This window comes from Clostridium sp. 10cd* (genome assembly GCF_044336395.1).
Classification (GTDB): domain Bacteria; phylum Bacillota_I; class Bacilli_A; order Erysipelotrichales; family Erysipelotrichaceae; genus Clostridium_AQ; species Clostridium_AQ innocuum.
On the sequence record NZ_CP172347.1, the window covers coordinates 684,551 to 704,482 of the forward strand.

The 19,932-nt window shown below is 42.3% G+C and carries 17 protein-coding genes; 12 read left to right on the plus strand and 5 right to left on the minus strand.

Annotated elements, in window-relative coordinates; translation table 11 throughout:
• Nucleotides 1-302 precede the first annotated feature (302 nt).
• Nucleotides 303-1,583: a helix-turn-helix domain-containing protein gene (locus ACG3M1_RS03515; protein ID WP_044947570.1), complete on the minus strand. Its 1,281-nt coding sequence runs from the start codon at nucleotides 1,581-1,583 to the stop codon at nucleotides 303-305.
• Nucleotides 1,584-1,882: 299 nt separating this feature from the next.
• Between ACG3M1_RS03515 and ACG3M1_RS03520 the strand changes: the two genes are divergently transcribed.
• Nucleotides 1,883-3,397: an IMP dehydrogenase gene (locus ACG3M1_RS03520; protein ID WP_008818512.1), complete on the plus strand. Its 1,515-nt coding sequence runs from the start codon at nucleotides 1,883-1,885 to the stop codon at nucleotides 3,395-3,397.
• 173 nt (nucleotides 3,398-3,570) lie between these two features.
• The gene (locus ACG3M1_RS03525; protein ID WP_008818513.1) at nucleotides 3,571-3,801 is read left to right on the plus strand and encodes a hypothetical protein; all 231 of its coding nucleotides are present in this window, start codon (nucleotides 3,571-3,573) and stop codon (nucleotides 3,799-3,801) included.
• Nucleotides 3,802-4,074: 273 nt separating this feature from the next.
• On the opposite strand, the gene ACG3M1_RS03530 is transcribed toward ACG3M1_RS03525, so the two are convergent.
• From ACG3M1_RS03530 to ACG3M1_RS03540, 3 genes are all read right to left on the minus strand, one after another.
• Entirely contained in the window at nucleotides 4,075-4,443 is a 369-nt protein-coding gene (locus ACG3M1_RS03530; protein ID WP_008818515.1) for an MmcQ/YjbR family DNA-binding protein, read from the minus strand.
• The gene (locus ACG3M1_RS03535; RefSeq protein WP_008818516.1) at nucleotides 4,443-4,712 is read right to left on the minus strand and encodes a DUF3795 domain-containing protein; all 270 of its coding nucleotides are present in this window, start codon (nucleotides 4,710-4,712) and stop codon (nucleotides 4,443-4,445) included. Before ACG3M1_RS03535 ends, ACG3M1_RS03530 begins: the two co-directional genes overlap by 1 nt.
• A gap of 109 nt (nucleotides 4,713-4,821) precedes the next feature.
• Nucleotides 4,822-6,402 (minus strand): GGDEF domain-containing protein, encoded by a 1,581-nt coding sequence (locus tag ACG3M1_RS03540; protein ID WP_008818517.1) that lies wholly within the window; start codon nucleotides 6,400-6,402, stop codon nucleotides 4,822-4,824.
• 199 nt (nucleotides 6,403-6,601) lie between these two features.
• On the opposite strand from ACG3M1_RS03540, the gene ACG3M1_RS03545 reads away from it, so the two are divergent.
• The 10 genes from ACG3M1_RS03545 (at nucleotide 6,602) to ACG3M1_RS03590 (ending at nucleotide 17,130) form a co-directional block, all read left to right on the plus strand.
• Entirely contained in the window at nucleotides 6,602-7,780 is a 1,179-nt protein-coding gene (locus ACG3M1_RS03545) for a phosphoglycerate kinase (protein ID WP_008818518.1), read from the plus strand.
• A gap of 28 nt (nucleotides 7,781-7,808) precedes the next feature.
• The gene (gene tpiA, locus ACG3M1_RS03550; protein WP_002607306.1) at nucleotides 7,809-8,555 is read left to right on the plus strand and encodes a triose-phosphate isomerase; all 747 of its coding nucleotides are present in this window, start codon (nucleotides 7,809-7,811) and stop codon (nucleotides 8,553-8,555) included.
• 328 nt (nucleotides 8,556-8,883) lie between these two features.
• Nucleotides 8,884-9,441: a VanZ family protein gene (locus ACG3M1_RS03555; RefSeq protein WP_008818519.1), complete on the plus strand. Its 558-nt coding sequence runs from the start codon at nucleotides 8,884-8,886 to the stop codon at nucleotides 9,439-9,441.
• Nucleotides 9,442-9,614: 173 nt separating this feature from the next.
• Nucleotides 9,615-10,277 carry a response regulator transcription factor gene (locus ACG3M1_RS03560; RefSeq protein ID WP_008818520.1) on the plus strand — a complete coding sequence of 221 codons (663 nt, stop codon included), beginning with the start codon at nucleotides 9,615-9,617 and terminating at the stop codon, nucleotides 10,275-10,277.
• Complete coding sequence (locus ACG3M1_RS03565) at nucleotides 10,274-11,269, plus strand: sensor histidine kinase (RefSeq protein WP_008818521.1); 996 nt, start codon at nucleotides 10,274-10,276, stop codon at nucleotides 11,267-11,269. Before ACG3M1_RS03560 ends, ACG3M1_RS03565 begins: the two co-directional genes overlap by 4 nt.
• Nucleotides 11,270-11,359: 90 nt before the next feature.
• The gene (locus tag ACG3M1_RS03570; RefSeq protein ID WP_008818523.1) at nucleotides 11,360-12,124 is read left to right on the plus strand and encodes an ABC transporter ATP-binding protein; all 765 of its coding nucleotides are present in this window, start codon (nucleotides 11,360-11,362) and stop codon (nucleotides 12,122-12,124) included.
• Entirely contained in the window at nucleotides 12,111-14,081 is a 1,971-nt protein-coding gene (locus ACG3M1_RS03575) for an ABC transporter permease (protein WP_008818524.1), read from the plus strand. Before ACG3M1_RS03570 ends, ACG3M1_RS03575 begins: the two co-directional genes overlap by 14 nt.
• 169 nt (nucleotides 14,082-14,250) lie before the next feature.
• Entirely contained in the window at nucleotides 14,251-14,901 is a 651-nt protein-coding gene (locus ACG3M1_RS03580) for a site-2 protease family protein (protein ID WP_002607312.1), read from the plus strand.
• Nucleotides 14,902-15,330: a GNAT family N-acetyltransferase gene (locus tag ACG3M1_RS03585; RefSeq protein ID WP_008818525.1), complete on the plus strand. Its 429-nt coding sequence runs from the start codon at nucleotides 14,902-14,904 to the stop codon at nucleotides 15,328-15,330.
• A 348-nt stretch (nucleotides 15,331-15,678) separates the two neighbouring features.
• Nucleotides 15,679-17,130, plus strand: a complete 1,452-nt coding sequence (locus ACG3M1_RS03590) for an ISL3 family transposase (RefSeq protein ID WP_008818588.1) — start codon at nucleotides 15,679-15,681, stop codon at nucleotides 17,128-17,130.
• Nucleotides 17,131-17,384: 254 nt separating this feature from the next.
• On the opposite strand, the gene glmS is transcribed toward ACG3M1_RS03590, so the two are convergent.
• Nucleotides 17,385-19,202: a glutamine--fructose-6-phosphate transaminase (isomerizing) gene (glmS, locus tag ACG3M1_RS03595; protein WP_008818527.1), complete on the minus strand. Its 1,818-nt coding sequence runs from the start codon at nucleotides 19,200-19,202 to the stop codon at nucleotides 17,385-17,387.
• Between the last annotated feature and the right edge of the window lie 730 nt (nucleotides 19,203-19,932).

Sequence of the window (19,932 nt, forward strand, 5' to 3'; positions counted from 1 at the left end):
AAAATTTGCTGAAGTGAAAAGTTAAATTCCACTTTCAAAAGGCGAATAAAAAATGTGGAACTTTCTTCTACAAAAGTCTATACAGAGCATAAATATAGCGTTAGAAAGGGTTTCAAATAGGTAGAAGTAAGTAAAAATGTGAAGAAAGTGGTCATTGTGCGAATGATAGATAAAATAAATAAGCGCACTGAAAATAGGCTCCATTATGCCTATGTATAACTAAATTCCACTTCCATTTTATAGTTACACTATAAATAACTGTTCTTCCCGCTGCTCTTATCATTCTTTATATCATCTGTTTGTTACTTATGAGTCAATACGCTTGGACGAAGTATCACTTCGTCCTTTTCTATTTTCTGTAGACCAAATTCATAAAGTTTCTGCGCTAATTCCGGACACATGAACTCACATAGCTCAAATGGGGATTTTCCATTCAAATGTTCCTTGGCACTGGAATTGATATGTGAGATGGCTACATTCAAGGAAGTCTGATCGGTCAGGCCGATACTGCGTAAGTCTACTTCGTTAGGTAATATATAACGTAATTCACGATGCATATTTTCCAGGCTTCCTTTCTGCCCGGACTGCATAGGGTCGCAATAGAAGACTCGTGTCCTTCTGGTACCATCGTCTCTTTTTTCCATATGCTCAGCATCAGTAAATTCACCTCCGCGATCAGTGAGTGTTATATGAGCTTCCTGTTCAAACAGGCTTTTTCCAAGGATGGAATCAAGAACAGCTAGTCCGTCAACCATATCTGCAGCAGTCTTCGTGTCGTGATATACAGCAAACAGGAGCCCATATTTGATGAATTTGAAAGTCTGGATAAACGGTCCATTGGAAATGTCATTATAGACTGTATCCATTTGTAAAATGTGTGTGATTTCCTCAGACTCAACATAGGATTGGTAATCTGTGTAAAGCCGTCCAACAAGGAATTTACGGTCTTGTCGTTTTTTATAGATCGTCTTCTTCTTAGCGGTCATTTTTCTTTTGACTTTTATACGAAGGTCAATATTAGCAATGCCAACACATTCGAATACACCTTGTTCAATATAGTTGTAGAGTGTCTTCTCACTGATTCCAAGTTCGGGATGTGCAGCTATGATCTGATAAGGTGAATGACCTTTTAATAGAAGAGGCTTGATGGTATTGCCTAGCTCTACAGCTTCTGATGAGGTCAGATTGATTCCGGTTCGAGACTCAACGAGTTCGCTACGGTATTCCTCATAGGCGATCGTAGGTTTATAGAGGTATTTATCAAAGCGGCAGCTTTTCAGTTTCTCACAGCCATTACAAGCTCCCGGAGTACGATCTCTGCGTTTACAGCGGAACTTAGAATAATCAGGGCAGTTGACAGTACAATTCTTTCTCTTAAACTTACAGTGAGCATAGTTCTCGCATTCTAGAGAAAGTGTAGATTTATGAGAGAGATAACGGTGAGCACGGATTTCCTTACCTATCGTAGATTTATCTTTGCCTAGATTATCAGCAATAGCTTTTTTAGAAGAACCATTAACGATGCCGATCGCGATGACATTGCGATCGTCCTGAGTCAGATGTTTGTTTTTGTTCGTTGCCATATTCATCACCCTTTGTAATGTGTATGATAATAACCAGCGGTTACCTTCATCATAGATATAAAAAAGGATATATGAAAGACTAAATGCAATTGTAAGTGTAAATTCAACTAGATTGTTGTGTAAGAGTCTTTTCTACTTAGCTACTTTGAAAGTGGAATTTAACTTTTCACTTCAGCTTCATGAAAATTTTTTCAAAACCATATTGACTTCAAAAGTGAATGTCTTTATAATGTATTAAAATATCAATTTTTAATTGGGAAAGTTTATAAAAAATTGAATATGGAAAAGGAGATGTGAAAATGGCATATTATTTTAATGAACCTTCACGTACATTCAGTGAGTATCTTATTGTTCCGGGATATTCCTCAGCAGAATGTACCCCAGCAAACGTTTCTTTAAAAACACCACTGGTAAAATTTAGAAAAGGAAAGGAAGAACCGGAGCTTTCCTTGAATATACCGATGGTTTCCGCAATCATGCAGTCTGTTTCAGGCGAAAAGATGGCATGTGCACTGGCTAGAGAGGGAGGCATTTCCTTCATCTACGGTTCTCAGACAATTGAGAATGAGGCTGCCATGGTTCGCCGTGTAAAGGCGACAAAGGCAGGCTTTGTATACAGTGATTCCAATATCCGTCCGGATGCTACGCTGCAGGATGTACTGGATCTGAAGGATGAAACCGGACATGCGACTATGGCGGTTACGGAAGACGGTACACCGGAGGGAAAGCTGCTCGGTATTATCACAAGCAGAGATTACCGTACCTCCCGTATGGATCCATCCACCAAAGTAGCGGATTTCATGACGCCGTTTGAAAAGCTCATTTACGGCAACGAGGGCTGCACACTGAGTGAGGCAAACGATATGATCTGGGAACACAAGCTGAACCAGCTGCCGATCATTGATGAAAATCAGCATTTGAAGGCATTCGTATTCCGCAAGGATTATGATTCCCACAAGGAGCATCCAAATGAATTGCTGGATGATCAGAAGCGGTATATCGTTGGTGCCGGTATCAATACCCGCGATTATGAGGAACGTATTCCTGCTTTGATCGAAGCCGGTGCGGATGTTTTATGCATTGATTCCAGCGAAGGATTCAGCGAATGGCAGGCACGCACATTGAAATGGGTTCGTGAGAAATACGGTGACAGTGTAAAGGTCGGTGCCGGTAACGTCGTGGATGCGGAGGGCTTCCGTTTCCTGGCCGAGGCAGGCGCAGACTTTGTGAAAATCGGAATCGGTGGCGGTTCCATCTGTATTACCCGTGAACAGAAGGGAATCGGGCGCGGACAGGCAACGGCTACGATTGATGTTGCGAAAGCGCGTGACGAATATTATAAGGAAACGGGAATCTATGTTCCAATCTGCAGCGATGGCGGTATCGTTCATGACTACCACATCACGCTGGCGCTTGCTATGGGCGCAGACTTCGTCATGCTGGGAAGATACTTCTCCAGATTTGAAGAATCTCCAACCAAAAAGGTTACAATCAACGGTACCTATATGAAGGAATACTGGGGAGAAGGAAGCGCACGCGCCAGAAACTGGCAGCGATATGACATGGGAGGCAGTAAAAAGCTGTCCTTCGTGGAAGGTGTGGATTCCTATGTTCCATATGCAGGAGCCTTAAAGGATAATGTCGATCTGACGCTGAGCAAGGTAAAGCATACCATGTGCAACTGCGGAACGCTGACCATTGAGGAGCTGCAGAAAAATGCCAAAATCACACTCGTGTCTTCTACAAGTATCGTAGAAGGCGGGGCACATGATGTTGTTGTGAAGGACAACACACTGGATGCCAAAGTAAAATAAATTTTCCAATATATATAAGGAAAGCGGAATGGAAGGAAAAACCACGCCGCTTTTTTTAACTTTACGGGAAATAGGATATAAATAGAAATAGATTACAACCATAACAAAATCAGATAGAATTTGCAGAACAGGGAAAGTATAGTTACTGATATCCATATTATAAGTATGATGCAATGCTGATTGAGAAGGGAAATACGTTTGTAGATACCATCGATACAAAAGAAAAATATCTTAAGAAAAGAAGGTATAAAACAAAGGCTAAGCTGAATATATATTTGAGCATACGTGTTCCTGAATTTGATTTTGGCAGATTACATGAAATTTATAAAAATTTTCCATGGGAACAGCATAACCATATTAAGACTGCATTATCGAAGTTAAAAAATTTGGAAAGTGATACATAACATAAGAAAAGCCGTTATTACCTACAGAATAACGGCTTTTTTGTAGGAATCATCACAGAACACATGCCTGCTGGTATTTTATTGCCTGTGTCTTTTTCATATACATACATGCTTTTCCAGTCTTTGAATGGCATTCACAAATATGTCCATATACATACCAAACAAAAAGAACCCGCCTATGCATATCGGCATGAAATAAAAGCATTCATACATGCAAAAGACATGAACAATCAATAGCTAAAAAGATATTCCCGGCAAAGGAATATCATAAAACTAAGTATGCTGAGCTTTCCCGGCAATAAGCTGCTGCTGTTTCTTTGTCAGCGTACACAGAAAGCCTGTATAGCTCTTCTCCATGAGGCCCATCAACAAATCCCGGGAGGCCAGATCGTATCGTACACTGATCCAATGCACCTTGTTCATATAATAGCCCTCTGTTATAAACGCATACTCCTCGCGATACCAGGCACCCTCCTGCGGCGGTAGCTTCAGCGTAAGAATCGGCTCCTGCTGTTTGTCGAATCCCAGCATGGCAAACATTTTATCAAACAGAAGAAAACGAAAGGCATCCCACTCCAGCTTGAAATCCATTACAACACCGTTTTTTGCCTGTAATGCGGATTTGATGCTTTCAGCATCCATCAGCCCGGAATACCTTCCTTCCAGCAGCGGCAGGTCTTTAGGCGTTCTCCCCCATCCCCCTGCTTTTCATCATAGGCAAACGCTTTCGCAAGCTCACAGGGAAACGTTTCGCATTCTCCGCAGTGCTGCAGCTTTTTTTCTTCCACACAGCTCTTCACCGGACAGCCTTCTCCCCAGAACGGCTTCTGTATGTGCAGACAGCCGGCGCATCCCATCTGCTCTTTGTAAGCACAGCTTCCGCATTTGATACCGCAACGTGATTCTATCATATCACCACACTCCTTTTCCTTCATAGAATATATACGCTATTATAAAGGAGGTACTGTATTTTGTATTGTAAAAAACCGCCATAAAGGCAGCGGTCATTTCTTACATAGTCTATAAGCAGCAGCTGTGTCGGTTTCTTCCGCTGTTTTTTGCCTGATAAAGTGCCGTATCCGCCATCGTGATGGCAGTTTCCAAATCAAAGCCTTCATCATTATCAAACAGGGAATATCCGATAGATACGGTGGCAAGAGAAGCTGCAGGGGATGTGGCATGCTCGATATGAGCCAGCCTTAAATCCTCATAGACCCTTTTCAGGTAGCTTTCAATTTCTTCTTTTTCTGTATTGACGCACAGACAGATGAATTCATCGCCGCCGTAGCGTGCCGCAAAGAAACGGGAGTCACCGTTTTCATCCAGACACAAGGCAACCCTGCGCAACAGCTCGTCCCCCTTGTAATGTCCATACAGATCATTGTACTCCTTGAAATAGTCAACATCAACCAGGATGATACCGATGGCTTTAACATCCGGATTGTTCTGCATGACATCGCACAGGGTATTGAAATAGCTGCGATTGAACAGGCCGGTAAGTCCATCGATTTTCACGCGCGCCTCCAGCACATTTTTCTCACGGACTATGCGCTCCTGTTCCTCCAGCATATGCTCCATCAAAATCTTTTCCTTCATACTTTCCGCCTTGGTCTTGTTGGTGACATTCACCACCATTTTCTGCAGCAGATAATACTGCTTATAGGAATTGATGAGCGTATCCTCCATATGAAACACCTCTGCGAAGTTGATCCAGCTCAGTTGCAGCTGCAGCTGCTGTTCGATGTCATCCTCCAAACAAATTTCCCCCATATACTGCAGGAACTGTTCACAGCGCTTTTTATCCTTTATGTTCAGCAGAATGTCAAAGATATCATTATAGAAAGCAAAATACATACTGCGGTTGAGATGATGATGCAGCTTGGCGGAAGCAAAGTAATCCGCAATTTTCTGTATCTCATCGCTTCGGTGAAAGGCGTCCGCCAGAAACAGCTCACACAGCAGAGCCACATGCAGACGAAGACCCTTTGCCTGCCCCTCATGCAGCAGCGGTCCATAGGCAGCATATATATTCACGGCCTCATTCAGCTGGCCGTTGCGGATATACAGCTCCACAAGGTTGAGAATAACAATCAGCTGTGCATGATCTTCGGGCGGTGTCTGCTGCTTTAGAAACACCTCATAGGCATTGCGGATATAGCGCAGGGCTTCAACCGTATCGTTCTTCTGCATAAACAGAACACAGAGATTGTTGAGAATCACCATCTGTTCATGCAGATTATTCTGTTCCAGAGCAATATGATAGGCTTTCATATAATACTGAACGGCGCTGATTTCATCAAAATGCGAGTTGTAATACAATCCGGCAATCGTGTAGCACATAAGCAGCAGATCGTCATAATGGTTTTCTTCCGAACAGGAAATCGCCTCGTGCAGATGCTGAAGACAAATGTCCTGCTGTCTGGTCAGAATGTAATAATCCGCAAGATAGGCGTGGGCAAATGCAAGGGCATAGCTGTCCTGCTGCTGGTTACCCAGATTCAAAAGCATTACGGAACAGCGGTACTCCTCTTCCATATCGCTGTTTTTGGATCTTTTTATGATATCCATGAGATCCTGCATGGTTTCCTTTATCGTATCCATAAAATGCTCCTTACTGTATGGTAGCTCGTATTCACATTATACTATAAATGTTGTCCTAAAAACACAGAAAACCGCAGCTTCCATATGATTTTCTTGAAAATATCCAGAATTGTGATTTTTTTCGCAAAAAGTGAAATTTCGTTTACGAAAAAGGCTCTTGGTGGTATAATAAAGCCGATACATAAGGAGGAATTTTACTATGGCCAAAAGAACTGTAAAAGATTTAGATGTTGCTGGAAAACGTGTCATCGTACGCTGCGATTTCAACGTTCCTAGAAAAGATGGCAAGATTACAAACGACAACCGTATTATTCAGGCTCTGCCAACCATCAAATATTTAGTGGAAAACAACGCAAAGATTATTTTGATGTCCCACCTTGGAAAGGTGAAGACAGAAGAGGATAAAGCAAAGAACGATCTGCGCTGTGTAGCTGAGCGTTTAAATGAACTGGTTGATACGAAGGTGACTTTCGTTCCGGTTACACGTGGTGAAGAACTGGAAAATGCAGTCGCTGCACTGAATGACGGTGAAATCGTCGTTATGCAGAATACTCGTTATGAAAAAGGCGAAAGCAAAAATGATCCGGAGCTGGCTGCTTACTGGGCAAAGCTGGGTGACCTGTTTGTTGAGGATGCATTCGGTAGTGTTCACCGTGCACATGCTTCCACTGCAGGTATCGCATCCATTCTGCCGAATGCGCTGGGCTTCCTGGTAGAAAAAGAAGTGAAGATGCTGGGAGCTGCTGTGGATACTCCTGAACGTCCGTTTGTCGCAATCATCGGTGGAGCTAAGGTTTCCGATAAGATTGCTGTTGTGGACAACCTGCTGAAAAAGGCTGACAAGGTCCTGATCGGTGGCGGTATGGCTTATACCTTCCTGAAGGCTATGGGCTGCAATGTTGGTAAGTCTCTTGTTGAAGAAGACAAGGTGGAACTTGCAAAGGAATACATCGAAAAAGCAGAGGGCAAGCTGATCCTGCCTGTTGACCACGTATGTGCTGACAAATTTGCAGAGGATGCAAACACGGTGATTGCTGACAATGACAGCATTCCTGCAGACTACATGGGTCTGGATATCGGTCCGAAATCTATCGAACTGTACAAGGAAGCACTTGCCGGTGCAAAAACCGTTGTATGGAACGGGCCTATGGGTGTATTTGAAATGGCACCGTTTGCGAAGGGTACACTGGAAGTATGTACTGCTATTTCCGAGCTGCCAGGAGCTACGACTGTAATCGGTGGCGGAGATAGTGCTGCTGCTGCAATTCAGCTGGGATTCGCAGAAAAATTCTCTCACATTTCCACAGGTGGCGGAGCTTCTCTGGAATATATGGAAGGGAAAGTCCTGCCTGGAATCGCTGTAATTGCAGATAAATAAGAAAAAAACGAAAATAGGAGAACGAGACATGAGAAAACCAATTATTGTTGGAAACTGGAAAATGAACAAAACCATGAAGGAAACAAAGGAATTCATGGAAGCTGTAGATGCTGCTGCCGCAAGTGAAAATGCCGTATTCGGTATTGGTGCTCCTTACACGGCACTGTCTGCTGCTGTTGCCGGTGCGAAAAACCTGGTAATCGCTGCAGAAAACTGCCACTGGGAGGACAGTGGAGCCTTCACTGGTGAAATTTCTGTACCTATGCTGCAGGAGGTTGGTGTTACACACTGTATCATCGGACATTCTGAGCGTCGTGAAATGTTCAATGACACAGACGAAACTGTAAACAAAAAGGCAAAACGCCTGATCGATGCCGGTATTACACCAATTCTGTGTATCGGTGAAACAGAGGCTCAGTATGATGCCGGAGATTCTGAAAAAGTAATCCGTGATCAGCTGACTGGTTCTCTTGCGGATATGTGTCCAAAATGTGTTGGAAACATGGTAATCGCTTACGAGCCAATCTGGGCAATCGGAACAGGAAAGAGCGCTTCTGTGGAAATCGCAGAAAACTGCTGCCGTATCGTTCGTGACCAGGTACGTGTTATGTATGGTGACGAGGCTGCTGAAAATGTTCGTGTACAGTATGGTGGATCTGTTAAGCCTAACAACATCGTTGAATACATGGCGCAGCCGGATATCGATGGTGCACTGATTGGTGGCGCAAGTCTGAAGGCAGACAGCTTCATTGAAATCATCGAGAAAACAAAATAAGCTGCAGATAAACAGTATGTAAGGGCTCAAATATATGGAATGAAAAATACGTCCGATTTCCTAAAGGACGTATTTTTTTCTGCATTGCTTTTAAATCTGATCTGAATGCGTATCAGATAGGGGTATTATAAGGGATAATGTGGATGTCTCCACAATGTAACCAGACAGGCTGGTAAAGCATCATACAGATCATGTTGAAGGAATGAAGTAGGTAAGGCATACTGAAAAATCAAATCAACGGTATATCTTAAATTTTTGTTATATTTAACTGCATGTCTTGCGTATGCATCTGTTTTGTTTTACAATAAGGCAACAAGGTGGTGAGCGTATGAAGAAGAAAAAGAACATGGGAATCCGCATTCTCTGTGCATTGATTTTTCTGGGGGTCTGCGGTTCCGTTATGTTTGCAATCTACTCGTTATCGGCAGAGGACGGACAGATGTCCAATGCACGAAGTGAGATTGTAACGGAAAAAATCAAGGAACAGGTGAATACCAGACTGGAAACCACCGAAGAGGGAATAGTATTAAGTGAACGCATCAAGTACTTCGTTATTCTGCACTCTCCCTATGGCAGTGACTGGAATGCCAATATCAGAAAGCTTGCCCACTTTTCCATTTACTTTACACTGGCTGCCGGTATTTATATCACACTGGCGATTTTGGGAGTCAATAAATTCTGGCGTTTTCTGTTTACTGTCGGTATCTGCTTCTGCTTTGCTTTCGGGGATGAATATCATCAGAAATTTACCGGCCGCACATCATCGATGAGTGATGTGTATCTGGATACATTTGGAGCACTGGTATCCACCTGTATCTGGACGGTGATTTCCATCATATACAGCGGCATTCACCTCTTGGTGAACAAGGCCTATGGGGACGCTTAGTTCTTACAGTATTGAAAGATGACTGCGGTCATCTTTTCTTTTTCCTTGCGGCTATTGTATAATGGGTTAGAGGCTTATAGCATCCCAAGGATGAAAAATGAAATGCCTCCATTTCATTTTAGGTGTTATAAAGCTGTTGTTCCTATATGAAACAGAAAAGAGAGGAAATGCGTATGTATACGATTTTAATAATTGAAGATGATGAGGCAATCTGCAGAGAACTGCAGATGCTGCTACAGAAACAGGGGTATGAGGCGATTTGCTGGAATATGCAGGAGGATATCAGAGAGCTTGTGAAAACGCATGATCCACACATTATCCTGCTGGATATCAATCTGCCGCAGATGGACGGCTTTACAGTTTGTTCTCAGCTTCGCAGCTTTTCCAAGGTTCCTATTATATTTGTGACGAGCCGGAATACCGATATGGATGAGCTGTGCAGTATGCAGATGGGCGGTGACGATTTTATTACCAAGCCATACAATACAAGTATTCTGCTTGCCCGTATTGCGGCACTACTGAAGCGCTCCTATGAATGGAAGGATCAGAATCTGACACATCATGGTGTTCTGCTGGATGTCGCAATGAGCCGTGTTGAATTTCAAAATAATACAAGAGAACTGACAAAGAATGAGGTGAAAATCCTGCATTACATGTTCCAGCATAAAGGGGAAATCATTCCGCGGGAGGATCTGATTGACTATCTGTGGGATAATAAGCTGTTTATCGATGATAATGCCCTCAGTGTCAATGTCACCAGAATCCGCAATAAGCTGCGTGAGCTGGGGGTGGAGGATTTTATTGTGACACGTCACCGGCAGGGATATCAGATATGAAGCTGCATGAATATCTGGAGGATCATGGAATTCTCATGGCCGGTATGCTGCTGGTTTTTCTGCTGCAGTGTGTACTGCTCGTTTTCTTAGGCATGCCTGCAGGACTTGCGATTTTGCTGTGCGGAATGTGGCTCCTGTTTTTCTTATTGTATTTCATTCAGGATTATCACAGAAAAAACAGGCGCAGAAAAGAGCTGTGCGCAATTATCGATTCCATGGAAAAACGCTATCTCATGCATGAGATGCTGCCCAAAGGGGCAAACCATGAAGAGGCATTTTACCGGCGGCTGTTGTATCTCGGTAATAAATCCATGCTGGAGGAAATCGGTACTGTTCAGCGCTCCCGCCGGGAATATCAGGATTATGTCGAGCAGTGGGTACATGAAATCAAAACACCGATTGCAGCAATGAAGCTGTCCATCGAGAATCAGCAGGGGGAACGAAAACGACAGCTGTTTCAGCAGCTGGAGCGCGTGGAGCATTATGTGGAGCAGGTGCTGTTTTATGCGAGAAGTGAATCTGTGGAAAAGGATTTTCGTATCCAGCAGGTATCACTATCCTCCTGCATTCAGGAGGCACTGCTGCAATGTAAATATCTGTGTACACAGGCTTCTATGTCGATTCGTTTTCCCGAGCAGGATGCTCTTGTCTATACAGATGAAAAATGGCTGATTTTTCTATTGAATCAGCTGATTGAAAACGCAGTGAAATATAGGCGTAAAAAGGGTGCGGTTTTAAGTCTGGCAATACAAAAGGATGCGCGCCATGTTGTGCTGACGGTAAAAGATAATGGCATTGGAATTCCGGAACATGACCTGCCAAGAATATTCGATAAGGGCTTTACCGGGGATAACGGAAGACTGATTCATTCGCATTCCACAGGCATAGGTCTGTATTTATGCAAAAAGCTCTGTACATCACTGCAGATCGATCTGCATGCGGATTCAGATCAGGAGGGAACCGTGATGAGTCTGGAGTTCTCCCATGTATAAAGTTACAGAACTGTCATATTCCTGTAAGGAAACCTCCTACACTTACCTGGGCATATTTTGTATACTTCAGGTAGAGAGGACGTGAAGTATATGAGTGTTGTTATAGTTTCCCACGTGGAAAAATTTTATGGAAATCAGGGGAATATCACACAGGCATTGAATGATATATCCTTTGCAGTTGAAAAGCAGGAGTTTACAGCGGTTATGGGAGCAAGCGGCAGTGGAAAAACCACCCTGCTGAATGTCATTTCAACCATCGATGCTGTAAGCGCAGGAAATATAGAAATCAACGGAAACAGTATTTGTGAGCTGCGGGAAAATGAGCTGGCTGAATTCCGTAAAAAGGAGCTGGGATTTATTTTTCAGGATTTTAATCTTCTGGATACTCTGACCCTGCAGGAAAATATCGCATTGCCATTGACTCTTTTGAAGAAAAGGGCGGAGCAGATTGATCCACAGGTAAATGCATTGGCAGAAATTCTTCAGATTCAGGATATACTGGAAAAATATCCGTATCAGGTAAGCGGTGGTCAGCGTCAGCGGTGTGCCTGTGCAAGAGCGATGATTCATGATCCGAGTCTGATTCTGGCGGATGAGCCGACGGGTGCACTGGATTCACATTCCTCCTATCTGCTTATGGAACAGTTTCAGAGAATGAATACAGAGCTTCAGGCAACAATTCTGATGGTTACACATGATGCGTTTTCAGCATCTTATGCAAAGCGTGTTTTGTTTTTGAAGGATGGAACTATCTTCAATGAAATCTATCGCGGCTCCCTGACAAGAAAAGCATTCTTTCAGAAAATACTGGATGTGATGCAGCTGCTGGGTGGTGATGTGCATGCTGTACGTTAAACTTGCACTTCGCAATCTGAAACGAAGTCTGAAGGAATACAGTATTTATGTTTTTACAGTGACGATTACGATGACACTGCTGTATGCGTTTTTCGCGATTGCCTTTTCCGGTGAAATGCAGGATCTGGTTACAACCTATGACAATGTCAAAAGCATCATGATTATGGTCAGTATTCTGGTAACCCTGATTATCGCCTGGCTGATTTATTATATATCGAATTTTATTCTACAGAAACGAAGCCGTGAATTTGGTATGTATCTGCTTTTGGGGATGAAGCGAACACAGGTTAGCCGTATGTTCCTGTTTGAACAGCTGGCTCTTGGGGCTGTCGGTTTTTTTATCGGCTGTGTTCTCGGTATTTTTGTCTATGAGATATTGCACGCAATACTGTTGAATATCTTTGGTTTTGCATATGCATTTCAGCTTTCCTTCTCCTGGAGCGCATGCGGTGCTGCATTTCTCTGCTTCCTGAGTATTTATCTGCTGGAGATGATCAGGGAAGGGATTGCTTTGAAAAAGCAGAGCATTCATACCATGCTGTATAATGCGAGCAGGAATGAAAAAACAGCAAAGGGTTCTCGTTTATCCGGATTCTACTTCCTTGCAGCTGTCCTTCTGGCAGTAGCAGGATTATATGTGACACAGCAGTATCTGAGAAGTATGGTAAACGGCCAAAGCTCAGATTCCATGCTGCTCATGCTGGGGGTATTTGCGATTATCGTATCCGTCTATCTGTTCTTTTATGGCATATCGGCAGTGCTTGGGATTTTTCTGAATCGTCACAGAAAAATCAAATATAAGGGAAACTGCATGTATCTGTACGGGCAGATAGCGGGTCGCTTGCGTTCCAACCGAACGGTGCTTGCGACTCTGTCACTGCTGACACTGCTGACGCTGCTGTTTCTCTGTATTGCATTGAAATTCAATGAGGTGAAGGAGCTGAGTAATGCACGCTTTGTACCATTTGATATCATGGCAAGCAGCAGTGAAAAGCTCAATATGAAATCAATTGAAAGCTATTTGCAGGAACATAAGATTTCGTATCAGTCAGCGGATATTCATTACTATCAGAAGGAAGAGCGTGATGATTTCTATTCTGTAGTAAAGGGGAAAAGCTATTATACCGAGGATGAAAAGCATTCGGTTTATATGAAGCAAAGCGATTTTAATAAGCTTCGTTCCTTAAAGGGAAAACCGTCTGTAACGCTGAAGGCTGATGAATATTTGATCGTATGCGCAACAGATATTAAGGATAGCCTGCAGGAATATGGCGCACAGCATACTCTGCATCTGCAGGGGAAGCGTCTGCAGCTACGTGGTGTAGATGATACGGAATATGGACAGACACGGAACAGTGGCTATTATCTTATCGTTGCGGATGAGCATGTCAAGCATGCCAAGCCGTATTTTCGAGAATGGGTGGCGAATACGGATCCTGAGACGGAGGTGTCCTGGTATCAGGATACGGTCAATCAGTTTTTTGACGATAACAAAGAGCAGGTAGGGGACAGCTTTTACAGCTATGCCTCCTATCGTGTGAAGGCAAAATGGTTTGAGGAAAATGCAGTGGGCTTTGTCAGTATCTGCTTCTCCCTGTTCTATCTGTCTTTTATCTTCATCTGCATCAGTGCAACCATACTCGCCGTGCAGCAGCTTTCCGATGCTCACCGGCAGCGGTATTCCTACGCAATGCTGCATAAAATGGGGGTGAATCAAAGACAGCTTCATGCATTACTGGCTAAGCAGATTGCGGTTTATTTCATCATTCCGCTGGTACTTCCTATCGTGTATCTGCTTCCGATTATCCGTATGCTTGATGAGCTTTTCGAGATGACCTATGCCAGTGCGAATATGTTTATTTATCTGGGGGGAAGTATGCTGTTCTTCCTCGCTGTTTACGGCTGTTATTATGTGATGGCGTATCTTGGCTGCAAGAGGAATATCGATCAGATGTAATCAGAAACAGGGATTCTATACAGGAATCCCTGTTCAGTTAAAAATACCTGGCAAGACGGTTTGCGCCACGGATAAGGGTTACCTGCTGTTCCTGCAGGGGTGACATTTATGAAACTTGTAATTCCTTCAAAATATGATATACTAACACTATTCTATTGGAGGAATGTTTATGGATATTCGTGGTTTTTTTGCTAATCTGATCTATATACTGCCTGCGGTTGCGATTGCACTTTCCGTGCATGAATTCGCACATGCATTTGTTTCCTATAAGCTGGGTGATATCTCTCAAAAGCAACGTGGCAGACTTACCCTAAATCCCCTAAAGCATCTGGATCCGTTTGGAACTCTGTCCCTGATTTTCTTTGGCTTTGGATGGGCAAAGCCGGTACAGGTGGACCCATATTTTTATCGCAATAAGAAAGACGGTATGATCTGGACCGCAATGGCGGGACCGCTGATGAATTTCATCGTCGGCTTTCTGATGGTCATATTGTATATGCTGTTCATACGCTTTGGATTGCTGTATAAAAATGAATTCACTTATTATCTGTTTCAGGTAATCGGCACAACGGCATCCATCAATATTGGTCTTGGAATTTTCAATCTGATTCCGATTCCACCACTGGATGGCTCCAAGATTCTAATGGGAATCTTAAAGGAGGAAACCTATTTCAAGCTGATGCAATATGAAATGTATCTATCCTTCATCATGATATTCCTGTTAATGTCAGGTGTTTTGGATGGCCCGCTGATTCATGCCAGAGAGGCTATTCTGGATGTGTTCGTCAAAGCGGCAAGCATGATCACTGGCCTTGGCTAAATGAAGCTGTTGTTTCATAAAGCATCACCACAGCATGCAGCGCCCTTAACAGCCCTGCAGCATGTCTGTACGGATTTCTTACTTGCAAAGGGGATTCGCCAATGGACCTATATGTCGGAAGGTGATGTTATAAAGGAGCTTCCGTTTACCTATGTGCTTTTGTCAGACCATACCGTGGTTGCTTCCTTTTGCATAAAGCCGTATGAAAAGGATACAGCGTATGCAACCCGTATTGCTGTGCATCCCGATTATCAGGGAGCAGGCATAGGAAAGGCAATCTGTACCTGGCTGAAAGGCTATGAACAGCCTGTTTATCTGGATTGCTGGAACGGTAACGAGAAATTGAAGAGCTTCTATAAGGAAAATGGCGGACACATAATTGGCGTGTTTCCGGAAGCAGATTATGAAATTTGCGTTTTTTGTTTCTAAAAAAGGGATCGTGGCGGAAATCAGCGTTATGATCCCTTTTCGCTGAAAGGAGAACGAAGGACTTCTAAGACTGATATGTTTCCTATACCGGCAATTATCTGCATATCAATCCTTTGGGGATAATGAAAAAAAGCTTCATCCAGATTTGCACATAAAAAGGGCATTTTCCATGCCCTCTTTTCTATAGGGTATCCAAAATATTTGGGGGGCTAAACTTTAGGGGTCAATTTAGGGGTCTGAACTTTGAGGGACACTTTAGGGGGATAAATCCCAAAAGAAACAGGTGGCATTCATCTGTTTCTTTTTCTATAATGTTCTATTGGTTATGCTTCTGTGAAGGAGGTAATCATGGATCATTCTTATCTATTTAAATTATTAAACATTCCCGATGATGGTTCTATTATCATCAACGATGTTGAAATCATCGCTGATACCAAGTATGTATATATCTCTCGACCATCTATCCCGTCTTATTGCCCTAATTGTTCTTGCAGAATGCACTCAAAAGGTATTTATAAGCGCAAAATCAAACACCCTGTCTTACAAGACGGAACTTGCATCATCTTTATCGTGAGCCAAAGAAAGTGGAAATGCACTAACTGTTCCACATATGTTAATGAAGATTTCCCATTCTTTCAGCGTTATAAACAATCCTCTGATATTACTCCTCTACTAGTTTTAGAGGCTATGAAAGACCTTGATCGTTCTACCGCATCTATTGCCAGACAATTCAATTTATCTGATACTCAAGTTCACGATCTTTTCACTGCTTACGTGGATTTGCCACGTTTAACTCTTCCTGAGTTTCTTTCCGTTGATGAAGTACATATTGATATTTCTGAAAAAGAGAAATATGCCTTGATTCTTATGGACTTTACTTCTGGAGAGATTGTTGACATCTTGCATAACCGATGGCATCATACCATTGAAAACTACTTCTTCTCCATTCCATACGAAGAAAGAAAACATGTTCGTTATATTATTTCTGATGCATATAAGCCTTATCTTGAATTACCCAAGCATTTCTTTCCAAATGCTGTGTCGATTTTAGATAGTTTTCATGTTGTTAAATATTTATTAGGATTGATTAATACTTATATCAATTCAGTAATGAAAGCATATAAAGATAGAGATCTTAAAAGGCTTGAAAAACAAAATCATGACACCAATAGAGACAATAAAACGATTCAGGAATCACAAGAAGTTATCTTGCTTAGAAAATATCGCTGGGTGCTTTTGAAGAATCAAGACAATATCAATTACTCTGACAAAAGGTATTACCACAGCTCTCTTAGAATGTACGCAGATACATATACTATTGAAAAACTATTTCTCTCACTAGATCCTAAGTTCAATATAATCAGAGATGTGAAAGAAAAATATATTAGATTCAATAATACTCACTTTAGTTCTGAAGATGAAGTAATGCAAGAATTATTAAAAATGATTGAAGAATTTAAGGCTCTCAGAGGTTACATTCCTTGTCTTTTCTCACAATACCTTGATAAATATAAGCATGAGATTGCCCGCTCATTTACTATAACTGAGGTATCAAGACGTAGTGCAAAGGATAATGAGCGTTACTATGCACGTTTATCCAATGGACCTATGGAATCATTCAACCGAAAGCCGAAAGATTATAAGAGAAACTCACGAGGTTCCTCTAATTTTAATTATACTAGAAATCGAATCTTATGGTCTACCAGAAATAGACCTGCATTGAGAAATACGCCCAAATCATCTAATGAAGTACATAGCTATGTTGGAAAGAAACGTGGTAAATATAAAGTAAAAGAATAAAGAGATTAAGAATTTGTACAGAAGCATAACCAAAAAAAGAGAATCAGAATGTTTTTTCACTGATTCTCTTGATTTTAACTTTAGGGGTCTTAATTTTTAGCCTTTATTTTTTCTCTCCCCCAAAGTTGACCCCCAAATTTCTGGCGAAAACCCCTAAAAAATTTGGATAGCCTTTCTATATTTAACCGCAGATGTGCAAACGTGTGTGTAGTATCAGGAAATTGAATGTAAGCGCACATCTTACGTTAAATACCTTATTCTACAGTGACAGACTTTGCCAGATTACGCGGCTGATCGATTTCACACCCGCGCAGCCTGGCGATTTCATATGCCATCAGCTGTAAAGGGATTACCGTCAGGATTCCCTGAATCAGCTTATCCACCTTTGGTATCACCAGCACATCATCATAATAATCCGAAGCGATATCAAGGTCATCGCTGATTAACAGCACAACATAAGCACCGCGTGCCTTAACCTCCTTGATATTGCTGATTGTTTTCTCATATAAATCCTCATCGGTCGCAAGTGCAATCACCGGTGTTCCCTTTTCAATAAGGGAAATGGTTCCATGCTTCAATTCTCCGGCAGCGTAGGCCTCGGAATGGATATAGGAAATTTCCTTCAGCTTCAGACTGCCCTCCATGGATAGTGAATAATCCAGACCGCGACCGATAAAGAAGACATCGTTGTGCTCATATATTTTTTTAGCAAATGCCTTGTACTGGTCGGAATCGATCAGCTGTTGCATATGCTGCGGCAAATCCTTTAGTTCCTTCGTAATGCGTGCCGCTTCCTCTGCATCAATATTTCCATGAACATAGGCCAGATTACAGGCAATCAGAGATAATACGGCAACCTGTGTACAATATGCCTTTGTAGTCGCTACACAGATTTCCGGACCTGCCTTTGTATAGATAACAAAGCTCGCCTCTCTGGCGATTGTAGAGCCGACAACATTGACAATTGCCAGAGTATCCACACCGTGCTCTTTCGCAAGCTGCAATGCCGCAATCGTATCGGCGGTTTCTCCGGATTGGGATACCAGAATAACAAGAGTCTTATCCGTGAATATCGGATTTGCATAGCGATACTCACTGGCGCACACACAGTCCACATGAATCCGTGCTCTGGTTTCAATCAGAGATTTTGCAATCATCCCCGCATACATGGCACTTCCGCAGGCAACTATGTGAATATCGTTGTACTTTGCCAGATTCGGCATGGTATTCAACAGGTCCTTCATATCCACCTGCATTAAAGAATCAATCGTTTTCTTAACGACCTCCGGCTCCTCATGAATTTCCTTCAGCATGAAATGCTCAAAGCCATCCTTTTGAATATCCTTTATATCCAAATCGGTCACAAGGATATCGCGTTTCACAAAATCACCGTCCAGTGTCTTGATAATAATGCCTTCACTGCTGCAGCGGGCAATTTCTTCATGCTCCAGAAGCAGGTATTTATTCGTATACTTCAGAAATGCGGAAATATCACTTGCAAGGAATGCCTTGTCACTTGCAACACCAAGTACAAGCGGAGAATTCTTTCGCATGGCATAGATGACATCCGCCTCATCCGCAAATATAATGGCAAATGCAAAGGAGCCGCGGAAATGATGATAAGCACATGCAAGAGCCTGCTGCTTGTCCTTTTTCAAAAAATAACAGTAGTCGATATACGCGCAGGCGATTTCACTGTCAGTGTCACTCTTGAATGTATAGCCTGCATTTTCCAGTTCTTTTTTCAGCTCATTATAGTTTTCGATAATACCGTTGTGAACCAGCGTGGTATTGCCGCTTTGATGCGGATGGGAATTGATTTCGCTCGGTTCACCATGTGTTGCCCAGCGCGTGTGTGCGATTCCCACCTGACCGCCGGCTAAGCCTACAGCCTCCATTTTTTCCTTTAGAAAGCTGACCTTGCCCTTTGCCTTAACGACCTGAACCTCGCCGTCATGTACAACGGCGACTCCGGCAGAGTCATAGCCTCGATACTCCAGAGCCTCCAGACCCTCAATTAAAACACTATTTGAGATATTGCATAATCCCGCATAGCCTATGATTCCACACATAAATTGTCCTCCATTTTCGTTATTGTTAATTTTATGATGAAACTGCATACTAAAAAAATGTGTTTGTATACGCATGTACTGCAATACGTATACGCAAATTCGTAAAAAGCATGATAAAAAAATGAAAAGTCTGTTGTATGATATATAAATGTGTGATGAAATCAGTTTTGTAGCAGTATGATCTTGCTTTTGTCTGAAATCTTTCGATCCACACATAACCGTAACAGTACCCGCCGAATCTTTCGATAACTGTTATCCTCGTCAACCACGTAGGTCCTGGCGCTCATTACTATATTCCTCATGTCCCTCCCTGAAACATAATAACTGTTACTAGTATACTATACTTTTATGAGAATGCAACTTAAATTTTTTATAAATTTAGCTTCTCAAGGAAGGATTTTAAAAAAGAAGGTGTCGAATATAACAGGGATTCTTACTCACTTTGGGTGCAAGTATAAATAAGGAAAAATGAGGAAGTAATTATCCTGTGAATTTAGAAACTTCATGTTTTCTTTCTTTTAAACTGTTTTATCAATTCTCCTTTCCAAGTAAAAACCTTAGCATAGATTTCACGGCTTATTATCAGAAACGGGTGTAACTTTTCCGGTTCCATGTACGCATTCACCAAGCATCCCCTGGAATCAGAAAATCCAATCAAGTATTTCTCTGATTACGCATTTAATATTGGGAAAAAATGATACATAGCAATGCACAAAAAGAGCTGTATCAT